This window comes from Amycolatopsis speibonae (assembly GCF_042647925.1).
GTDB classification, from domain to species: Bacteria; Actinomycetota; Actinomycetes; order Mycobacteriales; family Pseudonocardiaceae; genus Amycolatopsis; species Amycolatopsis speibonae.
The window spans coordinates 289,400-307,042 of the sequence record NZ_JBHRWK010000022.1 but is presented as its reverse complement, the minus strand read 5'-3'; the positions used below and the strand labels follow the sequence as shown (position 1 = coordinate 307,042).

The following is a 17,643-nucleotide window of genomic DNA, read 5'->3' as shown; positions in this document are numbered from 1 at the left end:
TTCGACCTGCTGACCGTCGATCAAGCCGGTTGTGACGGGGTTGTGGAGATCGTGTGCCCTAATTGGCCGATTTCGGTGAGTCTTCGCCCGGATACGCTCACCGAGGTCACATGCCGGAGGGAGCAGGGTGCCCGGGCCAGGGGAATTACGGGTGCTGGGCCCGGTCGAAGCGATCGGCCCCACCGGGCGGGCGGAGCTGCACGGCGCCCGCCAGCGAGCCGTGCTCGGCGTTCTCGCCCTGCACGCGGGTTCGGTCGTCCCGATCCCCCGGCTGGTCGACGTCCTCTGGGGCGAGGATCCGCCCCGCACCGCGGTGAAGACCCTGCACAGCCACGTCGCCAGGATCCGGCAGGCGCTGGAGGACTGCGGGTTCCCGCCGGTCCTGCTGACACGCAAACCCGGGTATGTCCTGACGGTCGTATCGTCCTCAGTCGACGCTCTTCGCTTCGAAGAAGAACTCCGTGCCGCCAAGCGGAGCAATCCCGGCCAAGCGGTGACGGTATTGCGTGAGGCGTTGCGGCTCTGGCACGGCGAAGCGTTCGCGGACGCCGAACTGGACGGTTGGGGGCTACACGAAGTCGAACGGCTCCAGGAACTGCGGCTGTCCGCCTGGGAAGAACTCTGGGACGCCGAACTCAGGCTCGGCGAACACGAGGAGGTCCTCCGGGAACTTCCGCGGCTTCGGGCCGAGCAGCCGTATCGCGAACGGCTCGCCGCGCTCCACATGCTCGCCCTGCATCGCTGCGGAAGGCACGCCGAGGCACTGGAGACGTTCCAGGCCGTGCGCCGGGGGCTGGCCGACGAGTTCGGCGTCGATCCCGGCCCGGACCTGATCGAGCTGCATACGGCGATCCTGCGCCGTGCGCCCGAACTCGACACGCCCGTGCGGGGAACGGCTCCCGCGCAGCTCCCGGCCCGTGTCGGGCATTTCACCGGACGGCTGCAGGAGCTCGCCTCGCTCGACAGGCTCCTCGACGAACCGGAGCCGCCGGTCGTGGTCATCTCCGGCGCGGCGGGGATGGGTAAATCCGCGCTCGCCGTGCAGTGGGCGCACCGCATCGCGGACCGCTTCCCCGAGGGCCAGCTCTTCCTCGACCTCGCCGGGCACGATCCGCATGAAGCGGTCTCGCCGGGCGACGCGCTCGCGCATCTGTCGCGCGGGCTCGGTCTCCCCGACGATCGGCTTCCCGACGCGACGGCCGAACGCGCGGCGCTCTACCGCTCGCTGCTGCACGGGAGGCGGTGCGTGATCGTCGCCGACAACGCGGGCGGCGTCGACCAGATCCTTCCGCTGGTTCCCGGGACGGCGAAGGCACTGCTGATCGTGACCAGCAGGCAGACCTTGGCCGCGCTCGGCAGCAGGCACGCGGTCCGGGTGTTCGCCCTCGACGCGCTGGCCGATCCGGAATCGATGACCCTGCTCACCCGGGTGCTGGGCGCCGACCGGGTCGCCCGCGAACCCGCGCAGGCCGCGCGGCTGGCCAGGCTGTGCGACGGGATGCCGCTGGCACTGCGGATCGCCGCCGCGCGCCTGAGCGGGGAACCTGGCCGTCCGATCGCGGAACTCACCCGTGAGCTGACCGGCGTCGGCCGTTTGGAAACCCTTGCGGTGCAAGGAGATTCCCGGACGGTCAAAACCGTCCTCGCGAGCGCCTACCTGCCGTTGGAGCATGCTCCGGCACAACTGTTCAGGCTGTCCGGGTTGATCCCGGGGACCTCGTTCAGCTCGGCCCTCGGCAGCGCGTTGTGCGGGGTGCCCGCCGAAGCGGGCCGGACGGCGGTCGCCGCGCTGTCCGCCGCGCACCTGATCACCCCGGCGGGCCAGGATCGCCATCGCCTCCACGATCTGATCCGCGAGTTCGCCGTCGCGTGCGCCCGCGCCGACGAAACGACGTCGAGCCGCGCCGAGGCCGCGGACCGGCTGATCGACTGGTACCTGCATGTTGCCGCCGAGGCGAACCGGATCATCGATCCGAACCGTGATCTGGTCACCCCGGCGCTGCGCCACCCTCCGCCGGAGCGGCCGTTCCCGGCGGAAAGGCGTGCGGCGCTGGCGTTCCTGAGCGCCGAGCGCGCGAACCTGCTGCCCGTGGTGCGGTTCGCGCGCGAACACGGCCGCAACACCGCCGCTTGGCAGCTCACCTACCTGCTCACCAGTTTCTACGACACCACAGGTGGCTGGAACGAGCGGATCGGACTGTGCCGCGAGGGGGCCGCGGCGGCCGCCGACCTCGACGACCCCTTGGCGGAGGCGGAAATGCTGCGTGCGCTGGGCGCGGCCTACTTCATGACCCGCCGGCTGACGGACGCGCTCGAAACCAACGCCCGCGCGTTGAAGGCCGCCCGCGCGGCGGGCGATCTCGAAGGCGAAGGGCACATCTACAACAACACCGCGAACGCCTACGCCGCGCTGCGCCGCTTCGACGAGGCGATCACCGCGTACCGGCTCGCGGTGGAGCGCTGCACCTCGGCGGGCAACCGGCTAGGGCGCGCGCTGTCCCAGCGCAACCTCGGTCACGCCTACATCCGCCGCGGCCAGCCGATGGACGGCCTCAGCCCGCTGACGGCCGCGCTGGAGACGTTCCGTGAACTCGGCAACGCCCGGCTGGAAGCCGCCACGCTGGACACCCTCGGCGAGGCCTACGAGGAACTCGGCGATCACGACGTCGCGCTGGAACATCTCGGCAAGGCGCTGGCGGCCTCCCGGGCGATCGGCGACCGGTGGCAGGAGTGGGAGTCGCTGCTGCACGCCGGCCAGGTCCACCTCGCCCGCCGCGACTTCCGGGCCGCGCGGGACGATTTCGACCAGGCGCTGCTGATCAGCCGGGACGTCGGGAACCGGCACAGCGAGGCGGCCGCGCTCGACCGGCTCGGCCGGGCCCATCTCGGCCTCGGCGACCTGGCCGCCGCGCGCGAAAACCTCGAACGCGGCCTCGCGGTCCGGGAAGGCGTCCCGGACCCGTACGAGGAGGCTCATCTGCACCGCGACCTCGGTGACCTCGATGCGCGCTGTGGCGACACGGCCGCCGCGGCCGCCCACTGGGCTCGAGCGATCGAGCTGTACCGGCGGGCGAACGCGACGGCCGACGCCGACCTCGTCACCGGGCGGGACTGATCACCACGGTCGAGGTCGCGTACACGAGCTTGCCTTGCGACGGCTCGAAGAACTCGACCCGCACCTTCCCTGCTTGCCCTGGCAAAGGGGTGATTTCGGCGTATCCCCTGGTCTCACCACGCTGGAAGGTGACGACACCGTCCTTCACCGGGACGTGGCCGGAGCCTTCGGTGCGATAGCGGATCGTGAGCGGTCCCGGCCACGGCCGGGAGAGCACGACGGGCACCTTGCAGCTCGTGCCCTGCGCGAAGTTGGGCGGGACGAGCCAGCAGATCTCTCCGTCCTGTGTGGTGGCGAGCGGGGAGGTCTTCGTCGCGTCGTCGTCGGCCACCCACGCCACGCCGACGCTGTGGCCGATCCGCACCCCCTTCTCGCCGTAGAGAAGCAGGGAGAACATCTCGTCGTTTTCCACGAGGGAATCGGCGCGGACCTTGACCGCGACGGTCTGCGTGCCCGATCCCCCGGACCAGGTCAGCGTGCCCGCGGCAGGCAGGTAGTCGACCCCTTCCTTGGCGGTGAACGCCGGATCGACCGGCGAACCGTTGCCCTCGATCGTCCGGTACTCGACCGAGCCCTGCGGCGCGCAGCCGCCGTCGTCGAGGGAAACGGTGAAGAGAAAGGTGGTGTACCCGGCGCTTGTCCCCTCGGCCCGGCTGACGCCGCTGACGTTCACCACGGGCGCCGTGCAGCCCGCTTCCCCGCCTTCGGCCACCGGTACCGCGAGCCCGCACATGATCGCGAGCGCCGCCCCCAGCGTCGCGATCCGTCTCATCCTTGGTCCCATCGAGCGTCCCACCCCTTCCGGCGGGCCGCCGCGGCCCGCTGCGACATGGGTAACCGAGTGCGGTTGTCGCGAGGTTGTGACCACCGGGAAGCAAACATGAAAATGATTCATGGCCATCCCCGCTCAACACGTACTACGCTTCGGTAACCAGGCAAAGACGCGTGAGGAAGGGCAGTCGATGGGCGATGTTGCGGCACGGTTCGCCGAGATCGTCGGGGATACGAATTTGCTTTCAGGCGAGGCGATCCCCGAGGACTACGCACACGACGAGGCTTTGACCACCAGCCCACAGCAGCCCGCCTACCTGGCGAAACCGGGAAGCGCCGAGGAGATCGCGGAGCTGCTCAAGGCCGCGAGCGAACTCGGCGTACCGGTGACCGCGAGAGGGTCGGGCACCGGGCTTTCGGGTGGTGCGCAACCACGCGAAGACAGCCTCGTGATCTCTTTCGAACGCATGAACGCGGTACTGGAGATCGACACCGAAAACCACGTCGCCGTCGTCCAGCCGGGTGTCACACTGTCCGATTTGGACGAAAAGACCACGGCGGCCGGACTCGGCTACACCGTTCATCCGGGGGAACTGAGCGCGAGTGTCGGCGGCAACGTCGGAACGAACGCGGGCGGCATGCGCGCGGTCAAGTACGGCGTCACGCGGCACAACGTCGTGGGCCTGCAGGCCGTGCTGCCGACCGGCGAGATCATCCGGACCGGCGGCAAGACCTCGAAGGTGTCGACAGGGTACGACCTGACGCAGCTGATCATCGGCTCCGAGGGCACCCTCGCGATCGCGACCGAGGTCATCGTGAAGCTGCACCCGCGACTGCCGCACGGCGCCACGGTGCTCGCCCCGTTCGAGACCTTCGACGAGGTGATGACCGTCGTCCCGAAGATCATCTCCAGCGGGCTCGCGCCGCACATCCTCGAATACATCGACAACCTGACGCTCGCCGCGATCAGCTACAACGAGAAACTCAGCCTCGGTGTCCCGGACGGCATCCGCGACACCGCACAGGCCTATCTGGTGGTGGCGCTGGAAAACCGGGACAACGACAGGCTGCACGCCGACGTCGAGGAACTCGGCGGCATGCTCGGCGATCTCGGCGCGATGGACGTGTATGTCCTCGAAGGAAATTCGGCACGCAGGCTCATCGAGGCCCGCGAGAAGGCGTTCTGGACGGCGAAGGCCGCCGGTGCCGACGACGTCATCGACGTGGTGGTCCCGAGGTCCGCGATGCCGGAGTTCATGCGCCGGAGCAGGGAAATGGCGCTCTCGCGCGAGGCGGGCGCACTCGGCTGCGGGCACGCCGGCGACGGCAATGTCCACCTCGCCATCTTCTGCAAGGAACCGGCGAAGCGGAAACAGCTGCTGGCCGACATCTTCGCGCTCGGCATGGAACTCGGCGGCGCGATCTCCGGCGAGCACGGCCTCGGGAAGGCCAAAGCCGGCTACTTCCTCGATCTGGAGGACCCGGCGAAGATCGCGCTGATGCGCCGGATCAAGGAGAGCTTCGACCCGGCCGGGATCCTCAACCCCGGCGTTCTTTTCGCTGAGAGGGCTTCAAAGTGAGTGACATGAACGGCGCCCAGTCCCTGATCCGCACGCTCGTCGACAGCGGTGTCGACGTGTGCTTTTCGAATCCGGGCACCTCGGAGATGCACTTCGTGGCCGCGCTCGACGCCGTGCCCGAGATGCGCGGCGTGCTCGGCTTGTTCGAAGGCGTCGTCACCGGCGCCGCGGACGGGTACGCGCGTATCGCCGACAAGCCGGCGGCCACGCTGCTGCACCTGGGCCCCGGCCTCGGGAACGGGTTGGCGAACCTGCACAACGCGCGCCGCGCGCATACCCCGATCGTCAACGTGATCGGCGATCACGCGACCTACCACAAGCAGTACGACGCCCCGCTCGAATCGGACATCGAAGCCGTCGCCGGTTCGCTCGAGGGCTGGGTCCGCCGCTCGGAGCACACGAAGGACGTCGGTGCCGACGCCGCCGCGGCGGTCGCGGCCTCCCAGGACGCCCCCGGACAGGTGGCGACGCTGATCCTCCCCGCCGACGCGTCCTGGGGTGAGGGAGGCGAGACCTGCGCGCCCATCCCGCCGCGGATCCCGCAGGCCGTCGACGCGACGACGGTGAAGAAGATCGCCGAGGTGCTGGCCAGTGGTGAATCGGTCGCGCTGCTCGTCGGCGGCAACGGCTGCCGCGAAGCCGGACTGCTCGCGACCAGCCGGATCGCCGCCGCGACCGGAGTGAAGGCGTTCGTCGAGACCTTCCCCGCCCGGCTCGAACGCGGCGAGGGCCTGCCGACGATCGAGCGGCTGGGCTATCTCGCCGAGCAGGTCGCGTACCAGCTCGACGGGGTCAAGCACCTGATCGTCGCCGGGACGAAGGCGCCCGTGTCGTTCTTCGCCTACCCCGGCAAGGCGAGCAACCTGGTGCCCGAAGGCGCGCAGGTCCATGTGCTGGCCGAAGTCGGGCAGGACGTCCCGCGCGCTCTGAACGACGTCGCGGACCTGGTCGCCGCCGAGACGGAGCCGGTGCTGCAAGAGGCCTCGCGGCCCGTGCTGCCGTCCGGCCCGCTGACCCCGCAGAACTGGGTCGAGGTGATCGGCGCGCTGCTTCCGGAGCGCGCGATCATCGCCGATGAGGCGAACACCTCCGGTCTGCTGCTGCCCGCCGCGACCGCGGGTGCGCCGCGGCACGACGTGCTGACCCTGACCGGCGGCGCGATCGGTTACGGCATGCCCGTCGCGACCGGGGCGGCCGTCGCCGCGCCGGACCGGCCGGTGATCAACCTGCAGTCCGACGGCAGCGCCCTCTACACGATTTCGGCGTTGTGGACGCAGGCACGGGAGAACCTCAACGTCACCACGGTCCTGCTGAACAACCGCGCGTACGCGATCCTGCGGCTGGAGTTGCAGCGCGTCGGCGCGGACGCCAGCGGCCCGAAGGCGAACGAGCTGCTCGATCTTTCCAGGCCCGACATGGACTTCGCCAAGATCGCCGAGGGTATGGGCGTCCCGGCGACCCGGGCGACGACCGCGGAGGAGCTGGCCGAGCAGTTCCAGCGCGCGCTCGCCGAGCCGGGACCGCACCTGATCGACGCGATCGTTCCGACGCTGTTCTGAGCGGAGCTCCCTATGTGCGACGAAGTCGTTTCGTCGCACATAGGGTGCTACCGGACCGCCGCGACCAGCGGTTCGGGCTGGCGCTGTTTCGGCACGAAAGCGGTCAAGACGAGACCCAGGAGTGCCGCACCGGCGGCGACCACGAAACTCAGCCGGAACCCGTCCGCGGACGGGACGGAAACCCCGCCTACGGTGATCGCCAGCGACGCGAGCATGGTCGCCATCACCGCACTGGACGTCGACGTGCCGACGGAGCGCATCAGCGAGTTCAACCCGTTCGCGGACGCGGTTTCGGTGACCGGGACCGAGCCCATGATCAGCGCGGGCATGGCCGCGTAGGCGATGCCGACGCCACCACCGATGATGATCGACGCCGTGATCAGCTCGAAGGCGTTGTCCATCAACACGGTCGCGAAGACGTACCCGGTCGCGATGGTGGTGGCACCGACCATCAGCGTCGTTCGCGGGCCATAGCGCTCGATGAGCCGGGCCGAAACCGGCGACAGCAGGAACATGACGACACCGTTCGGCGCCAGGCAGAGCCCGGCCTGCACCATCGTCAGGCCGAGGCAGTAACCGGTCGATCCGGGCGCCTGCAGCAACTGCGGGAACGACAACGCCATCGAGTACAGCGCGAACCCGATCATGATCGACGCGAGGTTGGTGAACAGCACCGGGCGCCGCGCGGAGACCCGCAGGTCCACGAGCGGATCGCGGCGGCGCAGCTGGTAGACACCCCAGACCAGCAGGATCAGCACCGCGATCCCGGCGAAGCCGAGGGTGCGGCCGCTGCCCCAGCCCCATTCACCGCCCTTGACGATCGGCAGCAGCAGGCAGACGAGTCCAGCTGTCAACCCCACGGCTCCGAGGTAGTCGAACGGCGCCGGTGTCTTCACCGGCGACTCCGGCACCACGAACAGGATCAGCAGGCCACAGACGAGCCCGAGCCCCGCCGACGCCCAGAAGAGGACGTGCCAGTCGGCGTTCTGCGCGACCAGCGCCGACACCGGGAGCCCGATGGCGCCGCCGACGCCGAGCGTCGAACTCATCACCGAGATCGCGGCGCCGACCCGTTCCGGCGCGAGTTCGTCGCGCATGATGCTGATCCCCAGCGGGATCGCGCCCATCGCGCAACCCTGCAGCCCCCGGCCGACGACCATCAGCGCGAGCGAGCTGGTCAGCGCGGACACCACCGATCCGACGACCAGGAATCCCAGGCTGATCAGCAGCAACCGGCGTTTGCCGTAGAGATCACCGAGCCTGCCGCTCACCGGCATCACCACGGCTCCGGCGACCAGGGTCACCGTCACCACCCACGACGCGTCAGACGGGGTCGCGTTGAGCAGCCGGGGAAACGCCGGAATGAGCGGGACGACGAGCGTCTGCATGAACGACGCCACCAAACCGCAGGTGGCGAGCACGACGACGAAGACCCGGGGCGAAGGTGCCCGTCCGACCGGTTTCACCGTGTGCATCCCATGATCCGACCTTACACAGCACCACCCTCCTGAGTGAACGCTTCACCGACGGGATCACAACCAGGTGCGAACCCCACCATGTCCGGAACAAGTACCACGGCGATTCTGGCTGTAGCTATAGGAACCGTCTTTGCAGAGGGCTGTCGCGCCGTCGGCGGCTCCGGGACCTGTCGCCGGCCGATGGACACAGACACCATCGGTGTTGCGGTAGTAGTCGCTTCCGCACGCCGCCGGATTCGGCGCCTTCGCCGTGGGCGTCGTCTTCGGGCGTGCTTTCGACGGTGTCGGATCGACCTGCTTCGGCACCGCAAGCGCGGTCGTGGTCGGCGGCACGAACTGCTGAGGTGCCGGCGTGGGCGTGTCCGTGGTCGTCGGCGCCGCCCAACTGGTGGTCGGCGTCGGTGATGTTGACGCCGTCGTTGACGTCGACGCCGTGCTGCTCTGCGTCGTGACCCGCCCGGCGGGCGCGGTCTCCACACCGCAACCCCCGGCGACCAGAAATCCGATCGCCAGTGCCATGCCCAGCTTCGTTGCTCTCTTCGGCATAACGGTCTCCCAGCACTTGGTAGTGCCGCGTAGTCGGGAGATCGTTCGCCGGTGTTACTTCCGACTGGAGGGTCAGTCGACCATCGTGCCGCAACTGATATTCAGCGCTGTCGCCGTCATGCTGCGTGCATGGTCCGACGCGGCGAAGGCGGCGACACGGGCGACGTCTTCCAGTGACGCAGTCCGCTTGAGCATCGTCGCTTCGACCATGTCACGGATCGCCTCGTCAAGTCCGGCGCTCGCCGGGACGGTCTCCGGAATGCCTCCGGTACGCAGAGTCACGACACGGATGCCGTGCGGTCCGAGCTCGCACGCCAGCCCTCGTCGCAACGCTTCCATCGCGCTGAACGCGACTTGCAATCCGCCGAGGTGGTACCCAGGCAAGGGATCGCCGTCACCGCCGAACATCAGGATCACCCCGGACCCCTGCCCGATCATGTGCCGGGCGGCCGCCCGCGCGGTCAGGAAGTTCGTCTGAACCGCCGTCCGGACCGGACTTTCGAAGTCCGCCAACGACATCTCGACCAGCGGGGTGCCCTGGACGTCGTTGTGCGTGATCACGTTCATCGAGATGTCGACGCTGCCCGCCGAAGAAGCCACCGAAGCGGCGTGCTCGTCGATGGCCGCTTCGTCGAGCGCGTCGAACTCCGCCGTTTCGGCTTTCCCGCCCGCCACCCGGATCTCGTCGGCCAGCGCGTCGAGCTTCTTCAATGTGCGGCCGACGAGATGGACTGTCGCGCCCTCCCTGGCGAATCCGCGAGCCACCGCGCTCCCGATTCCGCCCGCCGCCCCGTAGATGATCGCGTTCCTGCCTTCGAGCAACATCGGATCCTCCCTTATTTCCCGTCCAGCGTGATGAGTCCTTCGGGCATGCCTTCCAAGTGGACATCGGCCCACAGTGGGAGCCAGCTGTCGATCTCGTGGAACCGGCGCAGCTCCGCCAAACCGCTGAGCCAGCCCATCCAGGCACCGTAGGGCGGCTTGTCGTCGGAGAATCCACTTTGGACGAACGTCAGCTTCGTGCCGCCATCGGAGTCTTCGAGTTCCCAGGAAGCGACGACGCCGTCTTGGTACGCGAGCGACATCCTGGAGCCGGGCACCAGGTCGACGATCTTCGCCGGATCCGGATCCTGTTCAAGCGAGCCCATCGCCCACCGGCCGCCGACGTGAGGCTCCGCCTCTATCCGGGCGCCGAACCAGCGGGTGAACACGGCGGGGTCGGCGATCGAGGCGTAGACCTCGCCGCGCGGCGCGTCGATCCGCACTTCTTCGCTCATCAGCGGGGAAGTGAGGTCGCAGCGGGCGGTGAGCGGGCGTCCCTCGACGTGATCGACGAGGTTCGCGACGGACAGCGCCCAGAACGTGTACAGCATTCCGGGCGGCGAGTCCGGATCGGCGAGCATCGCGTCATAGTCCGGCAGACCGGTCTGACTGAGCGACAAGGAGGTCTTGTCCCCCTCTTCGGTCAGCGCGATCTCGACGACGGTCTCCGCCCCGCCGACGGTCCAAGCGAACCGCAGGACGTGGTTCTCGGCCGCCAGCAAGCGCTGGCGCGGAACGTCCCCGTCCGGCGTGTAGCGGCCCCAGAACTCGTACCGGGACGGCAAGTCGACTTCCGCGTGCTCGGAAAGCCACCTCCGCAGTGCTGCGGGATCGAGCAGCGCGTGCCAGACCTCGTCGATCGGCGCGCGTACGCTCACTTGGAATCTCGTCGGTTCAGTCACGGGCTTCTCCCTTCGGGTAACAGGCCACGGCCAGCTTGAAGGCGTCGCCCTCCGCTCCGCCGTAGCGGGTGAACAGATCCTGCAAAGTCGTCTTCAGTTCGTCGAGGAACTCCTGGCGCCGCTCTGGCTCCACTCGGATCTCACCGGAGACGCCGATCGACGGCAGTTCCGGTGCGGCCCTGTCGAGCGCGGCCACGTCCGACTGGACCTCTTCCATGAGGTCGATCAGATAGCCGAGGCTCAGTTCGTCCCGCGCCGCCCGCGGGCCGATCCGGCCGACCAGCCCGGGCGACAGCCAGTACGAACGCGCGCTCGCCTGATACACACCCTCACTGACGGCGCGCACCTTCCGCTCGGACACCTGCTTCACGAGCCCGGCTTCCACCAAGCGTTTCACGTGGTAATAGACCCGCTGCGGCGTCTGGTCCAGCACCGCCGCCACCTCGGTGCAGGACCGCGGCTCCGCCAGCTGCCGCAGAACGTCCACCCGCTGGGGCTTCAGCAACGCCTCGGCCTGCTCGAGCCGCTCCAGGTACTCCACATCCTTCACGGCGCCACATCCTCGATCACAAAAAAGAGTTTGAACGTAAAAAAGCATTTTGTCAATCGCGCCGGATCGCGCTACTCTCGTCGTGTGGCGATCCTGCGGCGGTACGCGGCGGACATCGCGGTCACCATCGCGGTGGTCGCGGGCTCTGTCGCGGCCTCACTCGGCGACAGCGCCGAGGCGCCACGCAACGCGGCCATCGGCTGGGTCTGCGTGGTGCTCGCCTGCGCCGCACTGTTCCTGCGCCGCCGGTATCCGCTCCCCGTCACGATCTTCACCGCGGTCTGCTGCGCGATCTACTACCCGCAGACCGATCCGGACGGCTTCGTCCTGCTCGCGTTCGCCTTCGCGCTGTACAACAACGCCTCGACAGGGCGGATCCGCAGCGCGGCGGTCGTCGCGGCGGCCTCGTTGGGCGGTGTCGCGATCGGCGAGTCACAGGCCGGCGCCGCCCGGCAGGTGGACAACTTCGCCTTCCTGCTGATGGCGGGCTGGTTCATCGCGCTGGTCGCGGTCGGAGCCGTGACGTACTACCGCCGCGAAGCCGAGCGCACCAAGGAGGCCGAGGCACAGCGAAGGGCCTCGGACGAACGGCTCCGGATCGCGCGCGAACTGCACGACGCTCTCGGCCACCACCTGGCGCTCATCAACGTCCAGGCGGGCGCGGCGCTGCACGGCAGGGATCCGGCGAGATCCGAGGAGGCCCTGGCCACGATCAAACAGACCAGCAAGGAGGCGTTGCGCGAACTCCGCGCCACACTGGGAATGCTGCGGCAGGCGGATACGCCGAGCCTGGCGAGGGTCGCCGAACTCGCCGAGTCGGCGGGCGTGCACGGGCTGACCGTCCGGACAGAGATCGAAGGCACGGCGAAGGATCTGCCGCCCGACGTCGAGCACGCCGCCTTCCGCGTCGTCCAGGAGGCGCTGACCAACGTCGCGCGCCACGCCGCCGCGAGCACCGTCGTGGTGCGGATCGGCTACACGCACCATGATGTGTCCGTGCAGATCGACGACGACGGCCGGGGAGGCGCGGCGGAGCCTGGCAACGGGATCCGCGGGATGACCGAACGGGCCGAGGCACTCGGTGGCGAGCTCACCGCGTCCGCCCGCGAAGACGGCGGCTTTCGCGTGCGCGCCCGGCTTCCCTTGCGGGTGAAGAAATGATCCGGGTCCTGCTCGTCGACGACCAGCGGCTGGTCCGCGCCGGGTTCAAGTCCATCTTGGACGGTGAGCACGACATCACCGTGGTCGCCGAAGCGGCGAACGGGCGCGAATCCCTCGAAGCCGCGCACGAACACAAACCCGACGTCGTCCTGATGGACATCCGGATGCCGGTGATGGACGGGCTCACCGCGACCCGGCATCTGCTCGAAGATCCTGCGCTGACCGGGATCAAGGTCGTCATCCTCACCACCTTCGACCTCGACGAGGACGTCTACGGCGCGTTGCGCGCGGGCGCCAGCGGGTTCCTGGTCAAGGACACCGAGCCCGAGGAACTGATCCACGGTGTCCGGGTGGTCGCCCGGGGCGACGCGCTGCTCGCGCCGTCGATCACGCGCCGCCTGATCTCCGAATTCGCGGGGCGGGTGGCGCGGCCCGCGCCGTCGCCGGCCCTGAACCGGCTCACCGAACGCGAACGTGAGGTGATGAGCCTCGTCGCGGCCGGTCTGTCCAACGACGAAATCGCGAAGGAACTCGTGCTCAGCCCGGCGACGGCGAAGACGCACGTCAGCCGCATCATGACCAAGGTGGACGTCCGTGATCGCGCGCAACTCGTCGTGCTCGCCTACGAATCGGGCATGATCACCCCTCGCTGGTTGACCCCGTGACCACAACCCCAGTAGTACGGGAAGCGCCTTAGGGGTATCCGGAAGTTGTGGCCGGAATGCCCGCCGCAGCCCGACGATCCGCGGCCCCGGAAAGCCGATGCTGTCCGGCATGGACACCATCACTCCTTCCGAGAGCCGGCCCGGGAGCCGCCCAGAGGGGCAGCCTGGGGGCGGCCTCTCGAAGCTGGCGGGCTGGTCGCAACGCCACCGCTGGCTCGCCGTTTCGCTTTGGCTGCTCACCCTTGTCGGCGTCACGCTGGGTTCGCAGCTGGCCGGAAGCGCCTACCACGACGACCATTCGTTGCCGGGCACCGACTCCCAGCAGATCATGGACCTGTTCAAGACACAGGCTCCCGCGCAGACCGGTGCGACCGCCGAAATCGTCTTCAAGACCGCCAGCGGACTCGCGACCGCACGCGGGCCGATCGACTCGATGCTCACCGAAGTCCGCACCCAGCCCCATGTGAAGGCGGTGACGAGCCCCTTCGACTCCCCTTCCGCGGTCTCCCGCGAGGGCACGATCGGGTACGCCGCGATCGCCTTCGACCTGGAGTCGAAGGATCTGCCGTACGAAGACATCGTGCGCGTCGTCGACACCGCGCAGAAGGCGGGGTCGGCCGGGCTTCAGGTCGAACTCGGTGGCGAGCCGATCAAACGGACCAGCGGGGGCGGCGGCCCGTCGGAAGGTGTCGGGTTGCTGGCCGCGCTGGTGGTCCTCGTCTTCCTGTTCCGTTCGATCCTCGCCGCGGGGCTCCCGGTGATCGCGGCGATCTTCGCCGTCGGCAGCACGCTCGGCGTGATCGTGCTGGTCAGCAGGTTCGTCGACATCGCGAGTTACACGGCGCCACTGATGATGCTGGTCGGATTCGGCGTCGGCGTGGACTACGCGCTGCTCATCTTTTCCCGGTATCGCAGCGAAATCCTGGGCGGTCTCGACCGGGAACGGGCGGTGCGGCGGGCACTCGACACCGCGGGCCGATCGGTCCTGTTCGCCGGTGGCACGGTGATCATCGCGCTGCTCGGCTTGCTCGCGCTCGGCCTCGGTTCGCTGCGCGGTGTCGCTCTCTCGGTGGCGCTGACCGTTCTCGTGACGATGCTCGCGTCGATCACCCTGCTGCCCGCGCTGCTCTCCCTTTTCGGCCGCCGCCTGGAAAAGAGCATTCGCAAGCACGCCGCGAAACGGGAACACGGCAAGGCCTGGGGCAAGCTCGGGGACGCGGTCCAGCGACGGCCGATGGTGCCGCTCGCGCTGGGGTTGCTCGTCCTCATCGGACTCTCCCTGCCCGCACTCGGCATGCGCCTCGGATTCGCCGACGCCGGCACGGATCCCGGCACCTCGACCACCCGCCAGGCCTACGACCTGATGACCGAAGGCTTCGGCCCCGGATTCAGCCAGCCGCTGATCGTGGTCACCGAAAACGGCGATGGTGCCGCGCTGCGCAGGAAACTCGAAACCACTCCCGGAATCGCCGAGGTGACGCCGCCGATGAGGCAGGGTGTCACGACCGTCCTCGCCTTCCCGACGTCGTCGCCGCAGGACGAAGCGACCGCCGATCTGGTCGAACGGCTCAGGACAGAGGTGCTGCCGGCTCTGCCCGGCAAATACCTGGTCGGCGGGAGTGTCGCGGCCGCGGTGGACTTCGCGGGCGCCGTCGGCGATCGGCTGCCGCTGTTCGTGCTGGTGGTCGTCGGGTTGTCGGCGTTGCTGCTGATGGTCGTGTTCCGCTCGATCCTGATCCCGCTCAAGGCGGCCGTGCTGAACCTGCTGAGCATCGGCGCCGCGCTCGGCGTGATGACGGCGGTGTTCGGCGACGGCCTGTTCGGGGCGCAGCCGGGACCGATCGAGGCGTTCGTGCCGGTGCTGATCTTCGCGATCGTGTTCGGGCTTTCCATGGACTACGAGGTATTCCTGGTTTCCCGGATGCACGAGGAATGGCGGCGCACCGGCGACGCGCGCCACGCCGTCCGCGAAGGGCTCGCCTCCACCGGAGGGGTGATCACGGCCGCGGCGGTGATCATGATCCTGGTCTTCGGCGCGTTCCTGCTCAACCCCGATCGGATGCTGGCGCAGTTCGGTCTCGGGCTGGCGGTGGCGGTGCTGGTGGACGCGTTCGTGATCCGCTGTCTCGTGGTGCCCGCGGTGATGCGGCTGCTCGGGGAACGCGCTTGGTGGCTGCCGCGATGGCTGGACCGGCGGTTACCGCACGTGGCCCTGGAACCGTCGTCCCGCTAGACCCCCGAACGCTATGAAAGGTCCTTTCCTTGCAAATTTCGCAAGGAAAGGACCTTTCATAGCACGCTAAAGCGGGCGAAGGGGCTTACTCGTAGATCTCGCCCTTCGCGGCCTTCTCGACCAGCGAAGCGGGCGGGGTGAAGTGGTCGCCGTAGCGCTCGGCCAGCTGACGCGAGCGGTCGACGAAGCCCTGCAGGCCACCCTCGTACTGGTTGATGTACTGGATGACACCACCGGTCCACGCCGGGAAGCCGATGCCGAAGATCGAGCCGATGTTGGCGTCGGCGATGGTGGTCAGCACACCCTCGTCGAAGCACTTCACGGTCTCGAGCGCCTCGGCGAACAGCATGCGCTCCTTGAGGTCCTCGAACGGGACATCGGCGCTGCCTGACTTGAACGCGTCGCGCAGGCCCGGCCACAGACCGGTCCGCTTGCCCGCTTCGTCGTAGTCGTAGAAGCCCGAGCCCGTGGAGCGGCCCTTGCGGTCGAACTCCTCGACCATGCGATCGATGACGCCCTCGGACGCGTGCGCGTTCCAGGTGCCACCGGCCGCCTCGATCGCTTCGCGGGTCTCCTTGCGGATCTTGCGCGGCAGCGTCAGGGTCAGCTCGTCCATCAGCTGCAGCGGCGGGGCCGGGTACCCGGCCTGCGCGCCGGCCTGCTCGATCGACGCCGGCTCGACACCCTCGCCCAGCGCGGCGACGGCCTCGTTGATGAAGGTGCCGATGACGCGCGAGGTGAAGAAGCCGCGGCTGTCGTTGACGACGATCGGGGTCTTCTTGATCTGCAGCGTGTAGTCGAAGACCTTCGCCAGCGTGGCGGGCGAGGTCTTCTCACCGCAGATGATCTCGACCAGCGGCATCTTGTCCACCGGCGAGAAGAAGTGGATCCCGATGAAGTCCTCGGTCCGCTGCACGCCCTCGGCCAGCGAGGTGATCGGCAGGGTCGAGGTGTTGGAACCGAGCACCGCGTCGGGGTTGACGAAGCCCTCGATCTCCTTGAACACCTTGTGCTTCAGCTCGACGCTCTCGAAGACGGCCTCGATCACGAAGTCGACGCCGGCGAAGTCCTCTGCCTTGTCGGTCGGCTTGATCTTGGCCAGCAGCGCGTCGGAGCGCTCCTGCGTGGTCTTGCCGCGGGAGAGAGCCTTCTCCTCCAGCTTGACCGCGTAGCCCTTGCCCTTCTCGGCGCCTTCGAGGGTGACGTCCTTGAGCACGACGTCGATGCCGGCCTTCGCCGAGACGTACGCGATCGCGGCGCCCATCATGCCCGCGCCGACGACACCGACCTTCTTGGCCGTGTACTTCTCGAAGCCGTCCGGCCGCGAACCGCCGGAGTTGATGCTCTGCAGGTCGAAGAAGAACGCCTTCGTCATGTTCTTCGAGACCTGGCCGGTGGCGAGGTGCACGAAGTAGCGGGTCTCGACGGTGATCGCGGTGTCGAAGTCGACCGTCGAACCTTCGATGGCCGCGGCCAGGATCGCGCGCGGGGCGGGCATGTTCGCGCCCTTGATCTGCTTGCGCAGGTTCGCCGGGAACGCGGGCAGGTTCGCCGCGAAGCTCGGGTTCGACGGGGTGCCGCCCGGGATCTTGTAGCCCTTGACGTCCCACGGCTGCACGCCGCCCTCGGGGTTGGCCTTGATCCACGCCTTCGCGGCCGGGACCAGTTCCTCGACGGTGCCGACGAGCTCGTGCACGAGGCCGAGTTCCTTGGCCTTGGCCGGGCGGTGCCGCTGGCCCTGGAGCAGCACGTTCAGCAGCGCGCTCTGGATGCCCAGCAGGCGCACGGTGCGGACCACACCACCGCCGCCGGGGAGCAGGCCGAGGGTGACCTCGGGGAGACCGATCTGGCTGCCCTTGACGTCGGCCGCGATGCGGTAGTGCGTCGCGAGCGCGATTTCGAGGCCGCCGCCGAGCGCGGCGCCGTTGATGGCGGCCACGACCGGCTTGCCCAGCTGCTCGAGCCGGCGCATCTGGCCCTTCATCAGGCCGCTGCTCTCGGTGATCTCGGCCGCGTTCTCCGGCTTGGCCTTGATCAGGTCGTTGAGGTCGCCACCGGCGAAGAAGGTCTTCTTGGCCGAGGTGAGGACGACACCGGTGATGCTGTCCTTCTCCGCCTCCAGCCGGTCCACGACCACGCCGAGCGACTCGCGGAAGTCGGCGTTCATCGTGTTGGCGGACTGCTTCGGGTCGTCCAGGGTGAGCACGACGATTCCGTCGGCGTCCTGCTCCCAGCGGATGGTCTTCGCTTCAGTCATTGTC

At 68.6% G+C, this 17,643-nt stretch carries 13 protein-coding genes; 6 read left to right on the top strand and 7 right to left on the bottom strand.

Annotation, left to right across the window (positions count from 1 at the left end):
- Positions 1 to 127: 127 nt before the first annotated feature.
- Positions 128 to 3,115: a BTAD domain-containing putative transcriptional regulator gene (locus tag ACFOSH_RS17365; protein ID WP_449224187.1), complete on the top strand. Its 2,988-nt coding sequence runs from the start codon at positions 128 to 130 to the stop codon at positions 3,113 to 3,115.
- On the opposite strand, the gene ACFOSH_RS17360 is transcribed toward ACFOSH_RS17365, so the two are convergent.
- Positions 3,099 to 3,887, bottom strand: coding sequence for a Calx-beta domain-containing protein (locus ACFOSH_RS17360; RefSeq protein ID WP_378239943.1), 789 nt, complete (start codon positions 3,885 to 3,887; stop codon positions 3,099 to 3,101). The genes ACFOSH_RS17365 and ACFOSH_RS17360 overlap by 17 nt on opposite strands.
- A gap of 190 nt (positions 3,888 to 4,077) precedes the next feature.
- On the opposite strand from ACFOSH_RS17360, the gene ACFOSH_RS17355 reads away from it, so the two are divergent.
- On the top strand, positions 4,078 to 5,466 hold the full coding sequence (locus tag ACFOSH_RS17355; protein ID WP_378239942.1) for an FAD-binding oxidoreductase: 1,389 nt from the start codon (positions 4,078 to 4,080) through the stop codon (positions 5,464 to 5,466).
- Positions 5,467 to 5,471: 5 nt separating this feature from the next.
- Positions 5,472 to 7,025 (top strand): acetolactate synthase large subunit, encoded by a 1,554-nt coding sequence (locus ACFOSH_RS17350; protein ID WP_378239941.1) that lies wholly within the window; start codon positions 5,472 to 5,474, stop codon positions 7,023 to 7,025.
- Between the two features lie 47 nt (positions 7,026 to 7,072).
- Here ACFOSH_RS17350 and ACFOSH_RS17345 read toward each other — a convergent pair whose 3' ends face one another.
- The 5 genes from ACFOSH_RS17345 to ACFOSH_RS17325 all read right to left on the bottom strand — a co-directional run bounded on the left by ACFOSH_RS17345 (position 7,073) and on the right by ACFOSH_RS17325 (position 11,323).
- Complete coding sequence (locus ACFOSH_RS17345; RefSeq protein WP_378239940.1) at positions 7,073 to 8,500, bottom strand: MFS transporter; 1,428 nt, start codon at positions 8,498 to 8,500, stop codon at positions 7,073 to 7,075.
- A gap of 57 nt (positions 8,501 to 8,557) precedes the next feature.
- On the bottom strand, positions 8,558 to 9,022 hold the full coding sequence (locus tag ACFOSH_RS17340; RefSeq protein ID WP_378239939.1) for a DUF3761 domain-containing protein: 465 nt from the start codon (positions 9,020 to 9,022) through the stop codon (positions 8,558 to 8,560).
- Positions 9,023 to 9,121: 99 nt separating this feature from the next.
- Positions 9,122 to 9,874, bottom strand: a complete 753-nt coding sequence (locus ACFOSH_RS17335) for an SDR family NAD(P)-dependent oxidoreductase (protein WP_378239938.1) — start codon at positions 9,872 to 9,874, stop codon at positions 9,122 to 9,124.
- 11 nt (positions 9,875 to 9,885) lie between these two features.
- Complete coding sequence (locus tag ACFOSH_RS17330; RefSeq protein ID WP_378239936.1) at positions 9,886 to 10,749, bottom strand: SRPBCC family protein; 864 nt, start codon at positions 10,747 to 10,749, stop codon at positions 9,886 to 9,888.
- A gap of 16 nt (positions 10,750 to 10,765) precedes the next feature.
- On the bottom strand, positions 10,766 to 11,323 hold the full coding sequence (locus ACFOSH_RS17325) for a helix-turn-helix domain-containing protein (protein ID WP_378239935.1): 558 nt from the start codon (positions 11,321 to 11,323) through the stop codon (positions 10,766 to 10,768).
- A gap of 84 nt (positions 11,324 to 11,407) precedes the next feature.
- Between ACFOSH_RS17325 and ACFOSH_RS17320 the strand changes: the two genes are divergently transcribed.
- From ACFOSH_RS17320 to ACFOSH_RS17310, 3 genes are all read left to right on the top strand, one after another.
- On the top strand, positions 11,408 to 12,484 hold the full coding sequence (locus ACFOSH_RS17320) for a sensor histidine kinase (RefSeq protein ID WP_378239933.1): 1,077 nt from the start codon (positions 11,408 to 11,410) through the stop codon (positions 12,482 to 12,484).
- The gene (locus ACFOSH_RS17315; protein WP_378239932.1) at positions 12,481 to 13,149 is read left to right on the top strand and encodes a response regulator; all 669 of its coding nucleotides are present in this window, start codon (positions 12,481 to 12,483) and stop codon (positions 13,147 to 13,149) included. The genes ACFOSH_RS17320 and ACFOSH_RS17315 overlap by 4 nt, the downstream gene beginning before the upstream one ends.
- 109 nt (positions 13,150 to 13,258) lie before the next feature.
- Positions 13,259 to 15,382, top strand: a complete 2,124-nt coding sequence (locus tag ACFOSH_RS17310; RefSeq protein ID WP_378239931.1) for an MMPL family transporter — start codon at positions 13,259 to 13,261, stop codon at positions 15,380 to 15,382.
- 85 nt (positions 15,383 to 15,467) lie between these two features.
- Here the strand turns inward: ACFOSH_RS17310 and ACFOSH_RS17305 are convergent, their stop codons facing one another.
- Entirely contained in the window at positions 15,468 to 17,639 is a 2,172-nt protein-coding gene (locus ACFOSH_RS17305) for a 3-hydroxyacyl-CoA dehydrogenase NAD-binding domain-containing protein (RefSeq protein WP_378239930.1), read from the bottom strand.
- Positions 17,640 to 17,643: the final 4 nt, after the last annotated feature.